This window comes from Ottowia sp. VDI28 (assembly GCF_049532675.1).
Lineage (GTDB): Bacteria > Pseudomonadota > Gammaproteobacteria > Burkholderiales > Burkholderiaceae_C > Ottowia.
This window is the reverse complement of the sequence record NZ_CP149820.1, coordinates 4,640,310-4,657,511: the sequence shown is the minus strand read 5'-3', so window position 1 is coordinate 4,657,511 and position 17,202 is coordinate 4,640,310. Positions and strand designations below refer to the sequence as shown.

Below are 17,202 nucleotides of genomic sequence, written 5' to 3'. Positions count from 1 at the left end.
TGAAGTTCAGGCGGCGACCAATTGCCGGGCCAGTGCGACCTCGACGGAATCACCGTCCTGGTTGAGTACATCCAGCCCGGATTCGGGCACGTCGCCCGAGGTGGACTGCGAGACCATGATCTTCTTGGCCATCAGCTCCAGGCAGGTCATCTGCGAGGAACCGGAGTAGCCGAGGTAGATCACGCGCACCGGCTGCTTCTGCCCGATGCGCCAGGAGCGGCGTGCCGCCTGCTGGAGCGAGTACACGTTGTAGCCCGACTGCATGAATACGATCGTCGGGAAGTCCAACAGGTCCAACCCCGTCTTGACCAATTCGGGATTGGTGATGAGCACGTCGATGCCACGATCCAGTTGCTCCGCAATCCAGTCTTCGCGACGGCTGGCATCCACGCTTGCGCGCAGCACCGCCACCCGAAAACCTTCCTGCTCCAGCAGCACCTTCAACCGGCTGGTCGTGTCGCGTGTGCCGGTATAGACCGTGTAGGCCAGGACCTTGCGGCCCTGGGCCTTCTCTTCCTTGCAGATCTCGATCAGCTCACGCTCCTTGGGGCTGATCTCGAACTCGTTGAACTGAGCCGGGACGAACGCCAAGGTGTTGCGCGTGCGCGGATGCACCACGGTTTCCGACCGGAAGCAGCAATCCGGCCAGGCCAGCAGCACGTTGAGCACCACCCCCAGCAAGGTCGTATCGCGTCGCGCCAGAGCCTGTTTCAACTCCGCGGTCAGCCGACCCGCCAGATCGCGGTAGGCCGCGGCTTGCGCCGTGTCCATTGCGACCTCACGGAACTCTTCGTCATACGGCGGAAGCACGTTGCCGCCGATGTCTCTGAGCTTCAGGAAGATCGTGAACGGCAGGATGCAGCGCAACACGCCCTTGGGGCCGAAGCCTGGGGCCTTGACCGTTCTGACACTGACTTTCGTGCCTTTCGCGGTCTTGTGCGCCGTGCCGGTGCTCTCGGAATAAATGTCCTTCAAGACACCGTGATCGCGCATGAACGCCATCGCGGCCGAGGTCATGCTGCCGCTCGTGGTCGGGCGGTAGCCGTCTTCGATCATCCGCCCGGGAAGGGCTCGGAACAGCAGGTAGAACAGATCGTCGCCGTAGCCGCCCATCAGCGTGCCGGTCAGCAGCAAGGTCTTGCGAGCCTTCGCTGCCAGCACGCCCATGGCCTGGCCTTGGGCACTGCCACCGTTCTTGTACTCGTGGGCCTCGTCGGCGATGAGCAGGTCGAACGTGCCTTGCGGCAGGTAGCGTTTGATGAACTCGGACGGCTGGTAGCCGCCCTCGCCAAAGCCAAACTCCATATTGGCCATAGCGCGTTCCATGCGCGTAGCCTGGCGGTCGGAAAACACCAGCTCGCCGTTGCCGTCCATGAGGTTGATGAACTCATGGATGTTGTCGCCCAGCATCGACGCCAGGAACCCGTCACCGAACTTCTGCATCAGCTTCTGCGCAGTGACTTGCCCGATGGTCGGGATGCGCTTCAAGGCTTTCAGCACGGCCGAGGACTGGTCGCTGCCGGACAGGCTGCGCGGGCGGATCAGCGTCCACAGGGGCGCGGCGCAATGGCTGCACTTCCTGCGGTACTCCTCGGCTTCGAGCGCGACCGGGTTGACCGGCTCGCCGTCGAGGTCGGTGATGACCGTGCCGCAGTCAGGGCACGCTGCCACGTCGCCATGGCGGGTGCGCCGCGTGGTGAAGACGGGCTTCCAGTGGAATCCCATCCGCATCCGCACGCGCCCCAGGACAAAGAACTCCTGGCCCGTGGGCTGCACACCCAACTGCTCGCGCAGCTTGATGAGTTTGACCAGCGTATCCGGGCCGTTGAGCACCCAGACCTTGGCGCCTGCCACCGTCTCCTGGATCTCACGCCGCCACTTGTAAACAAGGTGCGGCGGCGAAAGTACCAGGGTGCGGCAGTAGCCTTCGGCGTTGAGAACGGCGGCCGTGGCGATGCCAACGGTCGTCTTGCCGCAGCCCATTTCGCCATTGACGATCGCGGCGCGTTCGCCACGGTCGATCAGCAGCTCGGCGGCGGCATGGACGACTTCGGCCTGAGCCTGGAACAGCTTGCGCTTGAGGCTGGCGACGACGAGTTGGCGATGCGCCTGCGGTTGGCCGGTATAGACCGGCGGGTTGGCGCGGTTGAGCGAGTCGAGCAGTTCGTCGCCGAACTCACCGACGAAATCCTGAAGGCTCAGGGTCAGAGGGGATGATTCCGCGTCGAGCAGTTCGCCCTGTACGGGCGCGGCGTCAGCGGCAGTGGTTTCGAGATCGAGGGACATGGTGATGCTCCAATGAAAAATGGGGCATGCACCACCCCCAGCGGGGCAATGGCACGCCCCGTGGTGGGAAGTACATCGGCGCGCGGCCGAAGGTGGTTGAAGATGCTGGCCTGAGTGGCCTGCGGGTGAACCGTGCTCAGTCTTCGGACGGCAGCACGATGGCGGTGACACTGCGCCCCGCATCGGTGATGATGCGAATGGCGAGTCCCGGGTGGATCACATAGTGCGATTCCAGCGACGCGCCCGATTGAAGTGCAACGCCGTTGGCGTGCCATTGGTAGACGTTGACGTCACCCCAGTCGCCACGGGTGTGGCGCCTGAAGTACGGAATCGGGTCCAGGCGACCCGCGCGGACAAGGCGATCAATGCCTCGGCTGAAGATGAGCGCCCCGATGGGGAACGCCAGCCTCTGGCAGTAGGTTTCGATGCGATGCGATGCCATGGGCTCCTCCTTGAAAGGCTATTGAGCCACGACACCCCTGGCGGAGTGAAGTGGCTCCGTCAAGTGGATGGGATGACGAGGCGGCGCCTTCAGATCAGGTCGCGCTCTTCGGGAAGCTGGACCACCGTGGTCTGGTGGTCTTCGCTGGTCTTCACGAGCAACACCAGTTCCGGCGTGATCCGGTACTGGGAGATCATCAGGTTGTCCTGTTGGATTGCGACGTCGTTGGCTTGGCGGGTGGCCTCATCGATCTCGCCCCAGTCCCCGCGCACATGGCGCTGGACATAGGCCAAGGGGTCGATCAGGCCTCGCCGAGCCAGCCAATGCACCTTCTCGCTCAACTTCAACGTACTCGGTGCGAACAAGGGTTGCTTGCGCGGCGCAGGCCGCTTGAATGGATTGGGGAACATGGTGTTTCTCCTTCGAAGTGGTACAGCAGGACGGCAGCGCGTCCGGTGGATCAGCGGATGGTCAACACCTCGCCCCGTGTCGGGGAGCCAGGCGTCATGTCCCACGCGCGGATGACAGGCACGAACTTGTCGGTGAGGATGCGTGTCTCGGCGATGGAGCCGTCTTCGCGTTCGGTGAATTCCCGCTGGAGCGTCTTGTCCTTGTGGGTGTCACCTTTGACGACGAGCACGCGCCCCGTCTGGGAGCGCACGACGCCGGAGATCGCGCCCGCGGCCAGAGCCAGGGCGAGATGCCAGTGGGACAAGGCCCGCGCCGGTGGACGCAGCGACTGCTGCGCGGTCCCCAAGTGCGTGTCCAGCGACGGCCAAAGGCCTTGCAGCCGGCCAACCTCGTCGGCGAACTGTTCGGGCTCCATCGTCACGCGGAAGAAATGCTCCGGCTCGGCCGGACTGGCGGGGACGATGTACGGCAGGAACGGCCATTCGCTCGGCAGTTCCTCGGCTTCGACTTCGCCAAGCCCAACCTGCAGCAGCAGATTGCGCACGGCCTTGACGCCATCGGGTGCCAGCTCCCGCTGACGGACCCGGCGGCCGAAGATCACCACCTGCTTGAACTGCGTTTCCACCGCTCGGTAGATACGCAGATCGGTGTAGTGGCGCGTCAACCAGCCGACCAGCTCCGCGTCGAGCACGTAGCCGGGGACGATGAAGACCAGCACGCCGCCGTATTGCAACAGCGACAGCGAACGCTGATAGAACAGCTTTTCGAGGCGGGCACGGCCCTGGCCCTGATAGCCGATGTTGCCGTTGACGTCCTTGGACAGGTCGCCATACGGTGGATTCAGCCACAGTAGTCCGAAGGACTGCTTGGAGATCATCGTGTCCATCAGGTCCGCGTGCAGGCAGTGATCGACCAGGCCGCGGGCATGGCGCGCCCGCTCGGCGTCGAATTCGACGGCGAACGCCTTGGTCTGTTCGCGCCCGAGGGCATGAGAGGCTTCGGCGATTGCCACGCCTTCACCGGCGCAGGGATCGAGGATGCACATCGGCCCGTCGCTGGGCATCAGTGCGTTGAGGGCTCTTTCGAGCGTGGGTTCGTCGGTCGGGTAGTACCCATTTTTGGCGAAATTGCGGGCGAGCCGCGGGAACATGAGAGCCATGGAAGTCTCCTGGTTGGCGGGGATGAATGACGGAAGCACGCCAAGGCGTGCCTCCGAGGGTGGGTCAAGCCGCTACCGCTTCCGGCGTCCAAATCTTGGCCGGATAGGGATAGGCGGTGAGCGCGTCACTGCGGATCAGGGAGCCCAGCGCCAAGCTCAGCGCCGGCACGTCGATGGCGAGCCGATGGCCTTCCAGCGGCCCGAGGGCGAACGGAAGGCGGGCCAGCATCTCGCGGCTTTGCAGCAGTTCCAGCACGGTCTCGCGCCAGTGGTCGAGCAGCGGCAACGGGCAGGTGTCCCGCACCAGCATCCACAGGCGGTCAAGCCGGTGGGCGCTGTCACGTGGCAGCAGTGCCAATGCGCTGGCGTTGGCCTTGTCGGGCTTGACGCAGCGCCGGTCGAACAGCCACACGTTGGACAGCGAACCGAACAGCGTTCGCCGGTAGGCGCGCGTGATGCGCTTTTCCAGGCGATCGACGTTGCCGATGAATACCGGGACGCTGCCGCCCTGGTCGGTGATGACGTGGAACTGGTCCAGTCCCTGCTCGTCGCGCCCGAGGGTCAGGCGTGCAAGGAACTGCTGGACGGCGGTGTCCCGCGCCCAGATGGACAGGAAGATCAGGTTGCCCTGGTCATCGCCGACGCAGGCGTCGGCCATCACGTCCGGGCATTCGTCGATGCGGTACAGCGTGGAAGAAGTGTTTGCGGGCATGGTGGTGTCCTCGGATGAACGGGAACAGCACCGCCCGCTGGGGCAAGTACTGCCCCAGGGGGTGGAAGAAAACCGCTCAGTCCGGCTCGAACTGTTGGGTGTGCGGATTGAAGTGAAGCGCCTCGTCCACCGCGGTGATCGGCGTGAAGCCGTCCAGGTAGATGTTGTTGAGGTACTGGTCGCGGTAGGTCAGCGCCTGCCGTGCCTGCTCCTCGGTGAGGCCGTTGTCGATGAAGTACCCCAGCATTTCCTCGTCGGAGGAAACTTCGTCGTTGGACAAACTGCCTTCAACGAGCTTCAACAGCGAGAGCGGGAGTGCAGCCAGGATCGGGTCCATGTCGGTTCCTCCTGGCTCAGGCCAACAGCGCCGCGGCGGGTGCCGTGACAGCCGTGGGTGTGCGCCGCCGGGCGTGGTAGGCGCGAACGCCTGCACGCCAGTCGGCGGACTGCTCCGGTGCGAGGTCCAGATAGGACAGCGGGCACGAGTAATAGTACGGATGCATGGACTCTTCCAGCGGCTTGTAGCCCCACTGGTTGCCGCTGCGTTCCAGCAGATCGCAGCGGATGTAGCGCAGGGACTGGCCCGGCGCGAGATCACGATGCACACCTTCGACCTTGGCGGTCAGTTCGACCACGGACCACAGCACGTTGCCGCGCAATGCGTGAGCGATAACCTTCGCGCTGACGCGCTCGGTCTGCTGTGGTGCGATCAGTTCCGCGATCAGTTCAGACCGCGATTGGGGAGAGAAATACCAGCCCATGAGAGGCCTCCTCGAAAAGTTGAGCTGGAGGCCTCCCCGTGGGGAAGAACCCCCAGTGGGTGATGGAATGCCGCAGGTGCAGCGAAGGAAAACCTATGCCTTGGCCTTAGTCCCAGTCGTCATCGTCGCGATCACAACCGGCCGGGCAGCAGCCGAACTCGATCCCATGCGAGCAATAGCCATGCTCCGCATTCCAGTCCTGGGTTTCCTGCCGTTCGGCAGGTGTTGCGTAGTCCCATTCCTGGGCCGCGATTTCGAGAGCCTGAGCACGTTGCTCATCCGGCAAACGATTGGCCTGTGCGTCGATCGCCGAACTGAAGAGCGTCACGTAGTGGTCGTAGGACAAGCCGCAACCGCGCTGGGCGTGTGCGGCGGCCGCCTTGCAGAGTTCCCGCCACGCGGGTTCATCCAACGTTGAACGCGGGGTATCGCAAGCGATGGTGAACATAATGGGGACCTCCAGAAAATGGCCAGGGCCTCCCCCGCATGGGGAAGGAACCCCGGCAGGTGGATGAAGAACACCGCGCATGCGGCGTCTGCTCACGCAGCTTGTGGTTCGGCCTGGCGGCTCCACTCCTGCGTCTTGAAGTCCAGCGCGTAGCCCAGCTCGCCCAGGCGGGCGATCTGCGCGCGCAGGGTGCGGCGGTCGATGGTCGAATCCAGTTTCACGGACTCGCCCAGCGGCCACAGCAGGCCGAACAGCGCGGCGTCACCGTCTTCGGTGCTGCCGGGGGCAGCGGCCGCAGCAGGCGGTGGCGCATCCACGCCGAAGGGCGTGGTATCGACCAGCGGGTCCGCGGACGCCTGCACGGGTGCGGGCTTGGCAGGCCTGGATGCCTTGGCGGGCTTGGCCGGCGTTGCCGCAGGCTGCGCCCCTTGCTCTTCATCGAGCGGATCGACGTCCTGGGTGGCGAAGCTGCGGGCTTCGTCGCGGCTCAGTTTGTCGATGCCATTGAGCGTCATCCCGTCGAGGCTGGCGCGGATCTCGAACCGCATGCCGCCCCCGACCGGGTAGGACTTCGGAAAGATGTAGCGGATCACAAACTCCCCGTCGTATTTCCCTTCGGGGTACTGCTCCAGTTCCGGGTCTTTGACCTCGAACGTACCGAGGTGCGTCGCGAGGCGGCCGACCGTGAACGGGCCGTTCTTGCCGCGAATGGTGCGCAGCGTGAGCTGGCCGGGGACGACGATGGGCGCGACCGATTTCTCGGGTGCCGGTGTGGCTGCCATGATGGTTCTCCTTGAAGAATAGGAAAAAGCAAGGCCCCGTGAGGGGCCATGCCGGATCAGAACGAAGCAGCCAATGCCGGCTCCTGCTCCTCGACTTGCGCCTCGGGCTCGCGCTCGGCGGGCTCGGCAGGCTGGTCTGCAGCGGGGTCGGCAGCAGTGTCGATGGCTTCGTCGGCTTCGGACGCGGATGCGTCTTCGGCCGGCGACGCCTCGGCTTGCGCCTGGCTCGTCGGATAGACCTGGGTACCGTCGATCTTGATGAGACCGATGTGGACCAGCGTCGATTCCAGGCTTGCGGCCGGTTCCCCGGCGTGCTCGCCCTTGGTGCGGATGTACGGATCGATCTTCATGTCGTTCAGACGGAAGGCGATCAGGACCTTACGGTCCCCCTCGATGGCCTGGACGCACCGGCGAGCCAGATGCTCGGCTTCCGGGGTGGCGACGATGATGTCGAAGTACCGATACTCCGGTTCATCGACAGGCCCGGCCAGTGCTGCGACCGTGCAAGAGAGGAACGAGTCGCCAGCCTTCGGGGTGACGTCCTTCACACGATTGAGATAGCCGATGCCGCGGGTGATCAGCTCGTGCTGCTCGATCGAAGCCAGTTCGGCCCGGTCGATCAGTTCGGCCTTGAGCAGTCGCGCCTTGAGGGACGCGGCGGCCTGACCCTTCTGCTCACCCTTGTCGCGGATGTACGCATCGCCCCACAGGTCACCGAGGCGAAAGCGCACCAGCGGGCGCTGCTTGGGATCGTCAACGCCGATGTAGCGCTGAACGAGCTTCTTGGCCTCGGCTCCCGAGACCTTGACGTCGAAGTAGCGGTAGCTGGGGTCCCGGGCGGGGCCGACCAGCGCGGCGATGGTGCAAGCCAGGAAAGGCTGCGCACGGCGGCCGCCCCGGACGGGCACTTCACGGACACGCTGGATGTAGCCGATGCCCGAGGTGTGGAGGTCGAAATACGATTTCTCGTTGGACGTGGTGTTCATGGTGAATCTCCATTGGGATGAAGCGGAGACACACCGGCCCACGCATGCGGGGAAGGTGCGTGACCCCGCGGTGGGTTGATAAGGCGAAAGCATCCGCCACCAGAGGCTGGTGGCCGCTCGCGGAAGGATGCGGTGCGAGCTGGCTCGGTCACGCAGTGGGAACTGCGCCGCAACCTCGAAGACCGATGGTTGCCTGGCATGTCGCTGACGACGTCAGCAGGCATGGGGCCAGCATGGCGGGGCCTCGCGCGCGCGGCAGCAATCAATCGGCACCCGGGCGCTTCCCTTTGTCCGCGCCACCCGGCGCCTGTCACAGGCACTTGGCGCCGCGCAGGTGCTCGGGGGTATCGGCGCGCGGACGGCCGGGACGGCTCCAGGCGCCGCCACCGCGCGCGCCGATCAGCCGCCAGCCGGCGGCGCGCAGGCTGGCGCCACCTTCGTCGGGCATGGTGTAGGTGAGCAGGCGTATGTAGCCCAGCGCCCTTGCCGCCTGCCAGGCCGCGCCGTAGAGCTTGCTGCAGGCGCTGGGTGTGCCGTCGGTGCACAGCCGCGTGACTTCCAGCGTCCAGGTGCCGCGCGACCGGGCGGCCGACAATGGCCACGCCGTGGATCAGGTCGCTGTCGCTCAGCGTGACGGCCAGGGCGAACTTCGCGCCCTGGACCGGGCGGTGGTGGCGATGGTGCGACAGAACGAATGCATTGGCCGTGCGCAGCGACACCGGTAGGAGGTGCAGCCTCGGCGAGGTCGATGGCGTGTTCATGCGGTTGTCTCCGGTGGCATGCCGGCGTTGTGGCCGGCGGGGCGTGCCTCGGCGGCTGGAGACAAACGCGCACGCGCGGCGATGGCGGCGGTGCGAACAAAAGAAGGCCCCCGATGCGGGGGCTGCGAGGCGGTTGCCGCGTCAGGCGGGAGGCACCACTGCTAAGGACAGGTGCGTGGCGGTGGCGGAAAGCACGAGATCGTCCGCCGAGTGCTGGAGGCGCGTGAACAGGCCGTCCTTCGGGTCGAAATACTCCGCGAAGTCATCGCCGCCCAGCTCGCGGCCGGCGAGGTGCCACCAGTCATCGAACGGGTCGGTGTCCGGGTTGCATCCGACGGCGTAGGCGAGCAGTGCCTGGCGCCCATCCGGGCGACGCTCCCCACGCTCGGCGAGGAAGTACACGCCCTGATCCTTGACCAGGACAATGCGGCACTGATTGGGGACGTCTCAGAAAACGGAAAAAATCGTACGCTAAGCCGGTTGCAGCGGTCGTAGCGGCCTGAACTTGCCCGCGCCGATCTTGGCGCTGCTGCGCCAGAGGTAATCGCCGGTCAGGTTGATGTGCTCCCAGCCCAGCGGCGACAGGTACTGCAACAGGGCGTCATCGACAGTCTGGCCGTGACCGCGTAAGGCGTTTGAGGCCCGTTCCAGATAGACCGTGTTCCACAACACTATGGCCGCCGTCACCAGGTTGAGGCCGCTGGCCCGGTAGCGCTGCTGCTCGAAACTGCGGTCGCGGATTTCGCCCAGCCGGTTGAAGAACACGGCGCGGGCTAGCGCGTTGCGGGCTTCGCCCTTGTTCAGTCCGGCATGCACGCGGCGGCGCAGCTCGACGCTTTGCAGCCAGTCCAGGATGAACAGCGTTCGCTCGATGCGGCCCAGCTCGCGCAGCGCCACGGCCAGGCCGTTCTGGCGCGGGTAGCTGCCGAGTTTCCTGAGCATCAGCGAGGCCGTCACCGTGCCCTGCTTGATCGAGGTGGCCAGCCGCACCTTGGCGTTGATCGCCTTGCCGGACGCCTGGAACTGCTGCTGATGCTTGTGCTTGGCAGCGTTGAACAGCTTGCCCAGGATGCGGTCGTGCAGGTCGATGATTTCGTCGGTGACGGTGGCCATGCCCTCGATGGCGAGCGCACCAGGGTCGCGTAGCGGCGCTGTGCCTCGAACTTGGCCAGATCGGCGGGCGTCATCTGGCCGCCTTCGCGGGCGATCTTGAGCAGGCGGTTCTGGTGCACCGACCGCTCGATGCCGGAAGGCAGGTCGAGCGCCTGCCAGGCTTTGAGGCGCTCGATGTGTTCGAGTATGTGGCGCGAGTTCGGCTTGACGGGCGACTGGCGCAGCCAGGCCAGCCAGGTCGTCTTGCCGTTGTCGTGGCGCTTGAGCAGATCGTCGAGGCGGTGCCGGTGGGTGGCCGACAGGGGATCGGACAAGGCCGCGTAGATGCGGCGGTTGGCGCGGCTGTAGGCGTTCATCGAACACCTCCCTTTTCCTCATCCGGCGCAACAGGACAGTTGCTTCACGTCCTTGTTGAAGGTCTGCGCCGCGAGCTTCAGTCCCTCGACCATGGTCAGGTAGGGGAACAACTGGTCGGCCAGCTCCTGCACGGTCATCCGGTGGCGGATCGCCAGCGCGGCCGTCTGGATCAGTTCGCCCGCTTCCGGCGCGACCGCCTGTACGCCGATCAGCCGCCCTGAGCCAGCTTCCGCCACCAGCTTGATGAAGCCGCGCGTGTCGAAGTTGGCGAGCGCCCTCGGCACGTTGTCGAGCGTCAGCAGCCGGCTGTCGGTCTCGATGCCGTCGTGGTGCGCTTCCGCCTCGCTGTAGCCCACGGTCGCCACCTGCGGATCGGTGAACACCACCGCCGGCATCGCCGTCAGGTCCAGCGCCGCGTCGCCGCCGGTCATGTTGATCGCGGCGCGCGTGCCGGCCGCCGCCGCCACATAGACGAACTGCGGCTGGTCGGTGCAGTCGCCGGCAGCAAAGATGTGCGGTGCGCTCGTGCGCATGGCGCGGTCGATGACGATGGCTCCCTGCGCATTGACTTCGACGCCTGCCGCTTCAAGGTTCAGGCTGCGCGTGTTCGGCGCGCGACCGGTGGCGACCAGCAGCTTGTCGGCGCGCACTTCCCCCTGCCCGGTGGTGAGCACGAATTCCCCGCCCGCATAGGCAACGTGGCTCGCCTGGGTGTGGTCCAGCACCTCGATGCCCTCGGCGCGGAAGGCGTCTGTTACGGCTTCCCCGATGGCCGGGTCTTCTCGGAAGAACAGCGTGCTGCGCGCCAGGATCGTGACCTGGCTGCCCAGCCGGGCGAAGGCTTGCGCCAACTCGACCGCCACCACGGAGGAACCAATCACGGCCAGCCGCTCGGGGAGCGAGCTGCTTTCCAGCGCCTCGGTGGAGGTCCAGTGGGGTGTGTCCGCAAGGCCCGGGATTGGCGGAAGCGCCGGGCTCGCGCCGGTGGCAATCAGGCAGCGGTCGAAGTTCACCTCGTGCGTGCCGCCGTCAGCGGTCGCCACGGTCAGCGTGCGCGTGTCCCTGAACCGGGCCTCGCCGCGCAGCACGGTGATGGCCGGAGTGCTTGCCAGGATGCCTTCGTACTTGGCATGGCGCAGCTCCTCGACGCGGCCTTGTTGCTGGGCCAGCAGCCGCTCGCGCAGTACAGCGGGCGCTGCGGCCGGCAGGCCAGCATCGAACGGGCTTTCGCGGCGCAGGTGGACGATGTGCGCGGCGCGGATCATGATCTTGGACGGCACGCAGCCGACATTGACGCAGGTGCCGCCGATGGTGCCGCGCTCGATCAGCGTGACGCGGGCGCCTTGCTCCACGGCCTTCAAGGCAGCCGCCATCGCCGCGCCGCCGCTGCCTATCACAGCCACGTGCAGCGCTTGTTCACCGCCAACATGCTTCGTTTCGCCACCGAGCCAGCCCAGCGCCTTGTCTAGCAGGCCGGCAGGCTTGTTCGGCGTGTCGGTAAGCCGTGCGCGATAGCCGAGCGTGGCCACTGCGGCAACCAGCGGGGCCACGCTCACGCCTGCATCCGCCTCGATTTCGGCCTGCCGCTGCGGATAGGACACCGAGGCCGCGCGCACGCCGGGCACGTTCGTCAAAGCCTGCTGGACGTGCTCGGCGCACGACGTGCAGGTCATGCCTTCGATGTGGAGGGTGATCGCCTCGGCCATGATTACGCCCTCACTGCTTGACGCTGGACGGGTAACCCGCGTTTGCGGTGGCCTTGGTCAAGGCGTCGGCATTGGTCTTGGCCTCGTCGAAGGTGACGACGGCCTCCCGCTTCTCGAAGCTGACTTCGGCCTTCTCGACGCCGGCGACCTTGGACAGAGCCGTCTTGACCGTGATCGGGCACGCGGCGCAGGTCATGCCGGGCACCGACAGGGTGACGGTCTTGGTGGCAGCCCAGGCGGGCGCGCTTAGAGCGGCGGCCAGGGCGATGAGGGTGGTGAGGGTGGTGAGTTTCTTCATGGTGATCTCCTTTCAGTAGAACAGCGGCAGGACGTAGGGAAACGCGAGGGCAACCAGAACCAGGGCGGCCACGATCCAGAAGATCACCTTGTAGGCAGTCCGCACTTGGGGCACAGCGCAAACGTCGCCGGGCTTGCAGGCATGGGCTGGTCGGAAGATGCTGCGCCAGGCGAAGAACAGCGCGATGAGCGCTGCGCCGATGAAGATCGGCCGATACGGCTCCAGCACGGTCAGGTTGCCGATCCACGCGCCAGAGAAGCCGAGCGCGACCAGGACAAGGGGGCCGAGGCAGCAGGCCGAGGCGAGGACGGCCGCGACGCCGCCGGTCGCCAGTGCGCCGCGGCCGTTCTTGGGTTCCGACATAAGGTTCTCCTTCCGGGACTTCGCTTGATGCTGTAACGTTACTTCCGTAGTCAACTACGGAGTCAAGCGCCATGGAGAACGCTCAAGAGAATCTGACCATCGGGGCCTTCGCCAAGGCAGCCCGGGTCAACGTGGAGACGATCCGCTTCTATCAGCTCAAGGGCTTGCTACCCCAGCCGGAGCGGCCCTACGGTCGCATCCGCCGCTACGGGCAGGCGGACGTGGCGCGGGTGAAGTTCGTGAAGTCAGCCCAGCGCCTGGGATTCAGCCTGGATGAAGTCGGCCAGCTCCTGAAACTGGAGGACGGCACCCATTGCAGCGAGGCGGCCGAACTGGCTGCTCACCGGCTGGCCGATGTGCGCGCACGCATGGCGGACCTCACGCGGATGGAAGAGGCCCTGTCGACGCTAGTGAGAGAGTGCAACGCGCACCATGGCAATGTTTCCTGCCCGTTGATCGCAGCTTTGCATTGCTGCTAAAGGGCCCACTTCGGCTCTTAGCGTACGATTTTTTTCCGTTTTCTGAGACGACCCCTGATTGGCGATGGCTTCGGTCAGCACGGGGCGCAGGTCAGCGCCTTTGAATCGCAGTGACATGGATGAAATCTCCTGTGTGGAAGAATGAGAAAGGCCTCCATCCGATGGGATGAAGGGCCTGTAGTGCACGCGGCCGGAACGGCTGGAACGCCGTGGCGGATGCCTCGGGTCAGCCGCAGGACCGCCTGGTTTCGCTGCGGGGCGTCATGCCGGGACGGCCTGGCGCTTGCGGGCCGCTTTCGCGTCGAGGATGCTCACGTCGATCTGGCGCCAGCGCCCGTCGTCGATGAGCCTCTCCAGCACTTCGCCGAGCATGTCGAAATACACCTCGTCGTGCCGATCGACCAGTTCGACCGATTCACCGTTCTGACGGTGCAGTTCCACCACGTAGGTGTCTCCGCCGCGGTCGTAGAGGATCGTCACCCGGCCCTCGAACTTCGCGGTCGAGACCGTGAAGCTGATCGCCGGCGGGGTCTCGATGATCTTGGAGGGCGTGGGATCGACCCAGGTGAAGTCGCGGGCACCGGCATCCACCAGCATGTGGGTGATGCGCCGGAAGCGATCGGGGGCCGGCATCTCCTCCAACTGCTCGATGAGCTGGCCCAACTCCATGCACTGCGGCGTGGGAATGGGCAGCTTGGCCGGCGCCGAGCCGAGGATGTGCCTCGTGATGGTGTACGGCGTGCCGTCCGAAGTCTCCTCGGTGATGACCTCCGGCGTGTCCGCGCGCAGTCCGTCGAAGCGACGACGGGCATAGGGTTGGACATGCACCTTGGCGCCTTCGGCAGGAACCGTGGTCACCAGGCTGGGATCGAGCACCGCGAACTCGGAAGGCTTGAGCTTGACGACGATGGCATCGTCGGTCGCGGCGACCACCTTGCCGTCGAAGGGTTGGGGGTCGATGGCGAAGCCCAGCGTTGAGGACAGCGGCTGATCATCGAACACGCGGTACTTGAACGACCGCACGTTGCGGGGCACATGGCCTGCGACCAGCGAAGGCATCATGGATTTGATGAGGGAACGATCCATGGGGAAACTCCTTGAGGAAAAACAAGGGATTCCCCGCCCGCAAGGGAGAGGTCCCTTGTGGGTGGCGTGGATGGACGCGGTAGGTCCGTAGGAAGAAACGACCAGCACGGTTTCCCGCGCTTGCAGCCTCGAAGGTCTCGACTGCCTGGGCATGTGCCGGCAACGCCGACGAACATGGGGCAAGCATGGCCCTGGGGCGGTCTGCCTGCCCGCAGGAAACGGCACCGCACCACAACCGTTTTCCTGTGCTGCGGGCAAGAAAAAGCCCCTCGAAAGGGGCTGGAGGAGTCAGGCTTGGTACACGAAGTAGTGCTCGCGCTGACGCGGAAAGAACACGTGTTTCCACGTGTCGCCGCTTGTGTTGCCACCGTCGAAGACGACCATTTCGTAGTCGTCCACGTCGGTGTCCACCAGGTCGGCGCTGGCGATATGGCGCATGTGCAGCGTGCCGCTCATGCGCTCGAATACCAGGATCTGGCCGATGGCATCTTCCTGGCTCATGGCGTTGACGCAGGCTCCGAGTTGGTGCTCGAAGTCGGATGCGGGTGTGATGAGGTCGGGGAACATGGGATCGCTCCTGTGAAAGTGCGCCGGCCCGGCTCTCTGGCGGGAGACCGGGCCGGCATGCGGTGAGGACAAGGAAGGCCGGGGATGTGTGTGGCAGCTATTCGCCGGCCAGCGATAGGCCCGGCAACACGGGTGCGTCGGCATCGAGGATGAGGATGCGCACGTCGGCCTGGCCGGCCAGTTCAAGGATCTGTGCCAGCTCGTCCGGCATGCCCTTGCTGCGGTGCTCCTGCCGAAGCTGCTCGGCGGCGATCCCCTCGACGTCCTGCAGGTGCTGGTCCGTCCAGGGCGTGGAGATCAGCTTGACGCCGATCGCCGGGCTGTAGGGAATCCGGAACGCGATGAACAAAAAGGCCTCCGGCGTCGCGAGGTCAGCCAGGTTGGCCAGGTACTGGCCGGTTTCGCGGCTGATGTGCGCGCTGCTGATTTCCCAGCACCGGCTGTAGTAGCCGGTCTCGAAGCTCAACCGCTGCACGACTTCCCGTGCGGCCTCGGCCGAATAGGTGTCGCCAATGTGGACGGGGCGGCCGTCGAAGTCGTCGCCGTGGATCGCGTACACCACGGCACCCACCATGCCTTCGCCGCTGCCCCCTTCAGCCGCGTCGCATTCGGCGATCAGTGCGGCGCCGACAGGTTCGGTGCCAGTCCTGACCACCGCGAAGTCGCTGGTGATGATGCAAGGAGAAGAAACCAGCGCCGCGTCGCAGAGGTGCTGCTGGCTCGGGTGGATGTTTCGCCAGACATGCGGGCTTCCGTCCTCGTAGCTGATGGACAGCGTGCGGACGATTTTCAGATTCCAGTAGCCGCGTAGAAAGGGATTGGGATTCTGGGACATGGGATTTCTCCAACAGAATAATGATGGAGCAAATCCCCGCCACCGGGAATTGACCCCGGTGGGTGGAAAGAAAGGAAACAGCGTCAGGTGACGCTGATCGTTGGCGTTTGGGCCAATCGCTCGGCGACGCGCCGGCGCAAATTCATGCGGAATGGCTCGTCGCTGACGCCCGCCAGCAGATTGATGGTCTCCAGCGCGATCAGGGCCGAAGCCTCTTCGATGTCGGCGGCCACAATGGTCTTGCGCAATTGGTCGCCGAGCTGGAGGGCCTGGGAGGAGGAGCTGATGAAGCGGACCTCGCGGCTCAGGTAGCAGCCGTTGCCGCCGAACTCGAACAGCCGCGGCTTGCTGCAGTACCAGCAGCCCTCGAACTGGATGGCGGTCAGGTGGTGCCCGTCATCGAACCGGGTGGCGATCAGAAACAATGCGTCGAGATCGGCGGTGTCCTCGAACGAATGACGGTCGATCAAGTTCCCCAGCTCTTCGTCCTCATCGGCACGGAAGTGCACGGCGAGCAGTTCGAGCAGCGGCGGGATCGACAGCCCTTCGTCGTCCGGCATCGGAATACCGAGTTGCGTGGCCAGGTCTTCCAGGCCATCGAGCACGTCCGGCCATTGCGGATTGGTGGTCTCGGCGATCTGGGCGATGTAGGCCTGCCCGTTGCCGGGGTGGCTCTCGTCCAGCGCGAAGGCGCCGAACAGCGCCTGGATGACGGGCGTCACACGGTCGAGCACGAGAACGCCGGTGGCTTCGTAGTAGTTGTTGGCCATGAAGGCTCCTTTCGATGAATGAACGGAGCCAGCCCTTGCGGACGATGGCATCCGCAGGGGAAACCGCCTGATGCCGGATGGCGCTGGGCGGGGAGAAAACGCGAGGGACATGGCCTCGAACGAGGCGCATGTCCCTCATGGGGTCCCGTGAACGCAGTGATGAAGGTGTGCCAGGGACCGGCTCACCAACCGCTGTAGTTCAGCAGCAGGTCGGCGATCACCTGGCGACGTGGCAGATCGAGGCCGTCGAAGTCCGACAACCCGTTGAAGTGGCAGCGCTTGAGCATGGCACCGCCCTCGCGCGCGTTGTAGAAGCTGACCATCGCGGACAGGAACATGCGTTCCCCGCTGCTCAGGACGCCGAGGGCGTCGTTGAGGCGCAGCATGTCGGGACGCAGATCCCACTTGCTCTTGGCCTGGTTCAGACCTTCACGGGTGCCATCGCCAAACCATTGCGGGCCGGCGATCTCGACACCACGCTTCCATGCCTCGAAAAAGGCTTGGGGCGCGGCGCTGAAATGCCGTTCTTCCCGAACGATCTGATCGACGACTTCCTGTGGCAGTAGCTGGTTCATGACGTGATTCCTCCAGTTGGATCAGGGAATGGCGAGCTGGGACCAGCCGCCTCTTTCGAGGGCACGTTGAGCCGCGGCATGGCTGCGGAAGTACTCACGAGATTCCCGCGAGACGGGACCTTCGGTATCGCGCGTGCCGATGTAGTGGCCGGCGGCGCTGTGCAGGACTTCGAGCGGCAGGAACTTGCCGCAGTAGGTCAAGGCCAATTGACCGAATCGGCCGAAAGAGGCTTGCTGGGACATGGATGGGCTTCTTGGAAAAGCGGGGCCCTGTCCCTCACGGGATGGCAGCTCCCGCACGCGGT

The 17,202-nt window shown here is 65.2% G+C and carries 21 protein-coding genes and 3 pseudogenes; 1 reads left to right on the top strand and 23 read right to left on the bottom strand.

Translation table 11 applies throughout. The features are described from left to right. Nucleotides 1–6: 6 nt before the first annotated feature. The 17 genes and pseudogenes from WJU18_RS22225 to merT form a co-directional block, all read right to left on the bottom strand. The gene (locus WJU18_RS22225) at nucleotides 7–2,286 is read right to left on the bottom strand and encodes a helicase-related protein (protein ID WP_033986397.1); all 2,280 of its coding nucleotides are present in this window, start codon (nucleotides 2,284–2,286) and stop codon (nucleotides 7–9) included. Nucleotides 2,287–2,422: 136 nt separating this feature from the next. Continuing rightward, on the bottom strand, nucleotides 2,423–2,728 hold the full coding sequence (locus tag WJU18_RS22220; protein ID WP_011804740.1) for a hypothetical protein: 306 nt from the start codon (nucleotides 2,726–2,728) through the stop codon (nucleotides 2,423–2,425). A gap of 89 nt (nucleotides 2,729–2,817) precedes the next feature. Then, complete coding sequence (locus tag WJU18_RS22215) at nucleotides 2,818–3,138, bottom strand: hypothetical protein (protein WP_003098896.1); 321 nt, start codon at nucleotides 3,136–3,138, stop codon at nucleotides 2,818–2,820. Nucleotides 3,139–3,188: 50 nt separating this feature from the next. Continuing rightward, nucleotides 3,189–4,322 (bottom strand): DUF6094 domain-containing protein, encoded by a 1,134-nt coding sequence (locus WJU18_RS22210; protein WP_254917107.1) that lies wholly within the window; start codon nucleotides 4,320–4,322, stop codon nucleotides 3,189–3,191. A 40-nt stretch (nucleotides 4,323–4,362) separates the two neighbouring features. Beyond that, complete coding sequence (locus WJU18_RS22205; RefSeq protein ID WP_003098901.1) at nucleotides 4,363–5,010, bottom strand: hypothetical protein; 648 nt, start codon at nucleotides 5,008–5,010, stop codon at nucleotides 4,363–4,365. A gap of 76 nt (nucleotides 5,011–5,086) precedes the next feature. Continuing rightward, a complete protein-coding gene (locus WJU18_RS22200; protein ID WP_003098905.1) occupies nucleotides 5,087–5,347 on the bottom strand; it encodes a hypothetical protein in 261 nt (86 codons plus the stop codon). A gap of 16 nt (nucleotides 5,348–5,363) precedes the next feature. Continuing rightward, nucleotides 5,364–5,771, bottom strand: coding sequence for a hypothetical protein (locus tag WJU18_RS22195; protein ID WP_011804742.1), 408 nt, complete (start codon nucleotides 5,769–5,771; stop codon nucleotides 5,364–5,366). A gap of 106 nt (nucleotides 5,772–5,877) precedes the next feature. After that, complete coding sequence (locus tag WJU18_RS22190) at nucleotides 5,878–6,219, bottom strand: hypothetical protein (RefSeq protein WP_023108442.1); 342 nt, start codon at nucleotides 6,217–6,219, stop codon at nucleotides 5,878–5,880. 92 nt (nucleotides 6,220–6,311) lie between these two features. After that, nucleotides 6,312–7,001, bottom strand: coding sequence for a DUF3275 family protein (locus WJU18_RS22185; RefSeq protein WP_011804693.1), 690 nt, complete (start codon nucleotides 6,999–7,001; stop codon nucleotides 6,312–6,314). Between the two features lie 56 nt (nucleotides 7,002–7,057). Next, complete coding sequence (locus WJU18_RS22180) at nucleotides 7,058–7,987, bottom strand: DUF3577 domain-containing protein (protein WP_011804694.1); 930 nt, start codon at nucleotides 7,985–7,987, stop codon at nucleotides 7,058–7,060. A gap of 397 nt (nucleotides 7,988–8,384) precedes the next feature. Next, nucleotides 8,385–8,748: pseudogene (locus WJU18_RS22175) on the bottom strand (XF1762 family protein); the annotation flags it as partial. A gap of 141 nt (nucleotides 8,749–8,889) precedes the next feature. Then, nucleotides 8,890–9,192: pseudogene (locus WJU18_RS22170) on the bottom strand (DUF3085 domain-containing protein); the annotation flags it as partial. Between the two features lie 27 nt (nucleotides 9,193–9,219). Then, nucleotides 9,220–9,738 (bottom strand): annotated as a pseudogene (locus WJU18_RS22165) (Tn3 family transposase); the annotation flags it as partial. Beyond that, nucleotides 9,702–10,217, bottom strand: a complete 516-nt coding sequence (locus tag WJU18_RS22160) for a Tn3 family transposase (protein ID WP_003098931.1) — start codon at nucleotides 10,215–10,217, stop codon at nucleotides 9,702–9,704. The pseudogene WJU18_RS22165 and the gene WJU18_RS22160, both read right to left, overlap by 37 nt. 18 nt (nucleotides 10,218–10,235) lie before the next feature. Next, nucleotides 10,236–11,924 carry a mercury(II) reductase gene (gene merA / locus WJU18_RS22155; RefSeq protein ID WP_003098932.1) on the bottom strand — a complete coding sequence of 563 codons (1,689 nt, stop codon included), beginning with the start codon at nucleotides 11,922–11,924 and terminating at the stop codon, nucleotides 10,236–10,238. A gap of 10 nt (nucleotides 11,925–11,934) precedes the next feature. Continuing rightward, nucleotides 11,935–12,222 (bottom strand): mercury resistance system periplasmic binding protein MerP, encoded by a 288-nt coding sequence (gene merP / locus WJU18_RS22150; RefSeq protein WP_003116826.1) that lies wholly within the window; start codon nucleotides 12,220–12,222, stop codon nucleotides 11,935–11,937. A gap of 12 nt (nucleotides 12,223–12,234) precedes the next feature. Then, nucleotides 12,235–12,585, bottom strand: a complete 351-nt coding sequence (gene merT, locus WJU18_RS22145) for a mercuric ion transporter MerT (protein ID WP_011804695.1) — start codon at nucleotides 12,583–12,585, stop codon at nucleotides 12,235–12,237. A gap of 71 nt (nucleotides 12,586–12,656) precedes the next feature. On the opposite strand from merT, the gene merR reads away from it, so the two are divergent. Beyond that, a complete protein-coding gene (gene merR, locus WJU18_RS22140) occupies nucleotides 12,657–13,064 on the top strand; it encodes an Hg(II)-responsive transcriptional regulator (RefSeq protein ID WP_003098939.1) in 408 nt (135 codons plus the stop codon). 261 nt (nucleotides 13,065–13,325) lie between these two features. Here the strand turns inward: merR and WJU18_RS22135 are convergent, their stop codons facing one another. From WJU18_RS22135 to WJU18_RS22110, 6 genes are all read right to left on the bottom strand, one after another. Next, entirely contained in the window at nucleotides 13,326–14,150 is an 825-nt protein-coding gene (locus tag WJU18_RS22135; RefSeq protein WP_003098941.1) for a hypothetical protein, read from the bottom strand. Between the two features lie 288 nt (nucleotides 14,151–14,438). Then, a complete protein-coding gene (locus WJU18_RS22130) occupies nucleotides 14,439–14,717 on the bottom strand; it encodes a hypothetical protein (RefSeq protein ID WP_003116828.1) in 279 nt (92 codons plus the stop codon). Nucleotides 14,718–14,814: 97 nt separating this feature from the next. Continuing rightward, entirely contained in the window at nucleotides 14,815–15,552 is a 738-nt protein-coding gene (locus WJU18_RS22125; RefSeq protein ID WP_003116829.1) for a hypothetical protein, read from the bottom strand. An 83-nt stretch (nucleotides 15,553–15,635) separates the two neighbouring features. Further along, nucleotides 15,636–16,322: a hypothetical protein gene (locus tag WJU18_RS22120; protein WP_003116830.1), complete on the bottom strand. Its 687-nt coding sequence runs from the start codon at nucleotides 16,320–16,322 to the stop codon at nucleotides 15,636–15,638. Nucleotides 16,323–16,504: 182 nt separating this feature from the next. Then, nucleotides 16,505–16,897, bottom strand: coding sequence for a hypothetical protein (locus WJU18_RS22115; protein WP_003050375.1), 393 nt, complete (start codon nucleotides 16,895–16,897; stop codon nucleotides 16,505–16,507). A 21-nt stretch (nucleotides 16,898–16,918) separates the two neighbouring features. Beyond that, on the bottom strand, nucleotides 16,919–17,140 hold the full coding sequence (locus tag WJU18_RS22110; RefSeq protein WP_003120032.1) for a hypothetical protein: 222 nt from the start codon (nucleotides 17,138–17,140) through the stop codon (nucleotides 16,919–16,921). Nucleotides 17,141–17,202: the final 62 nt, after the last annotated feature.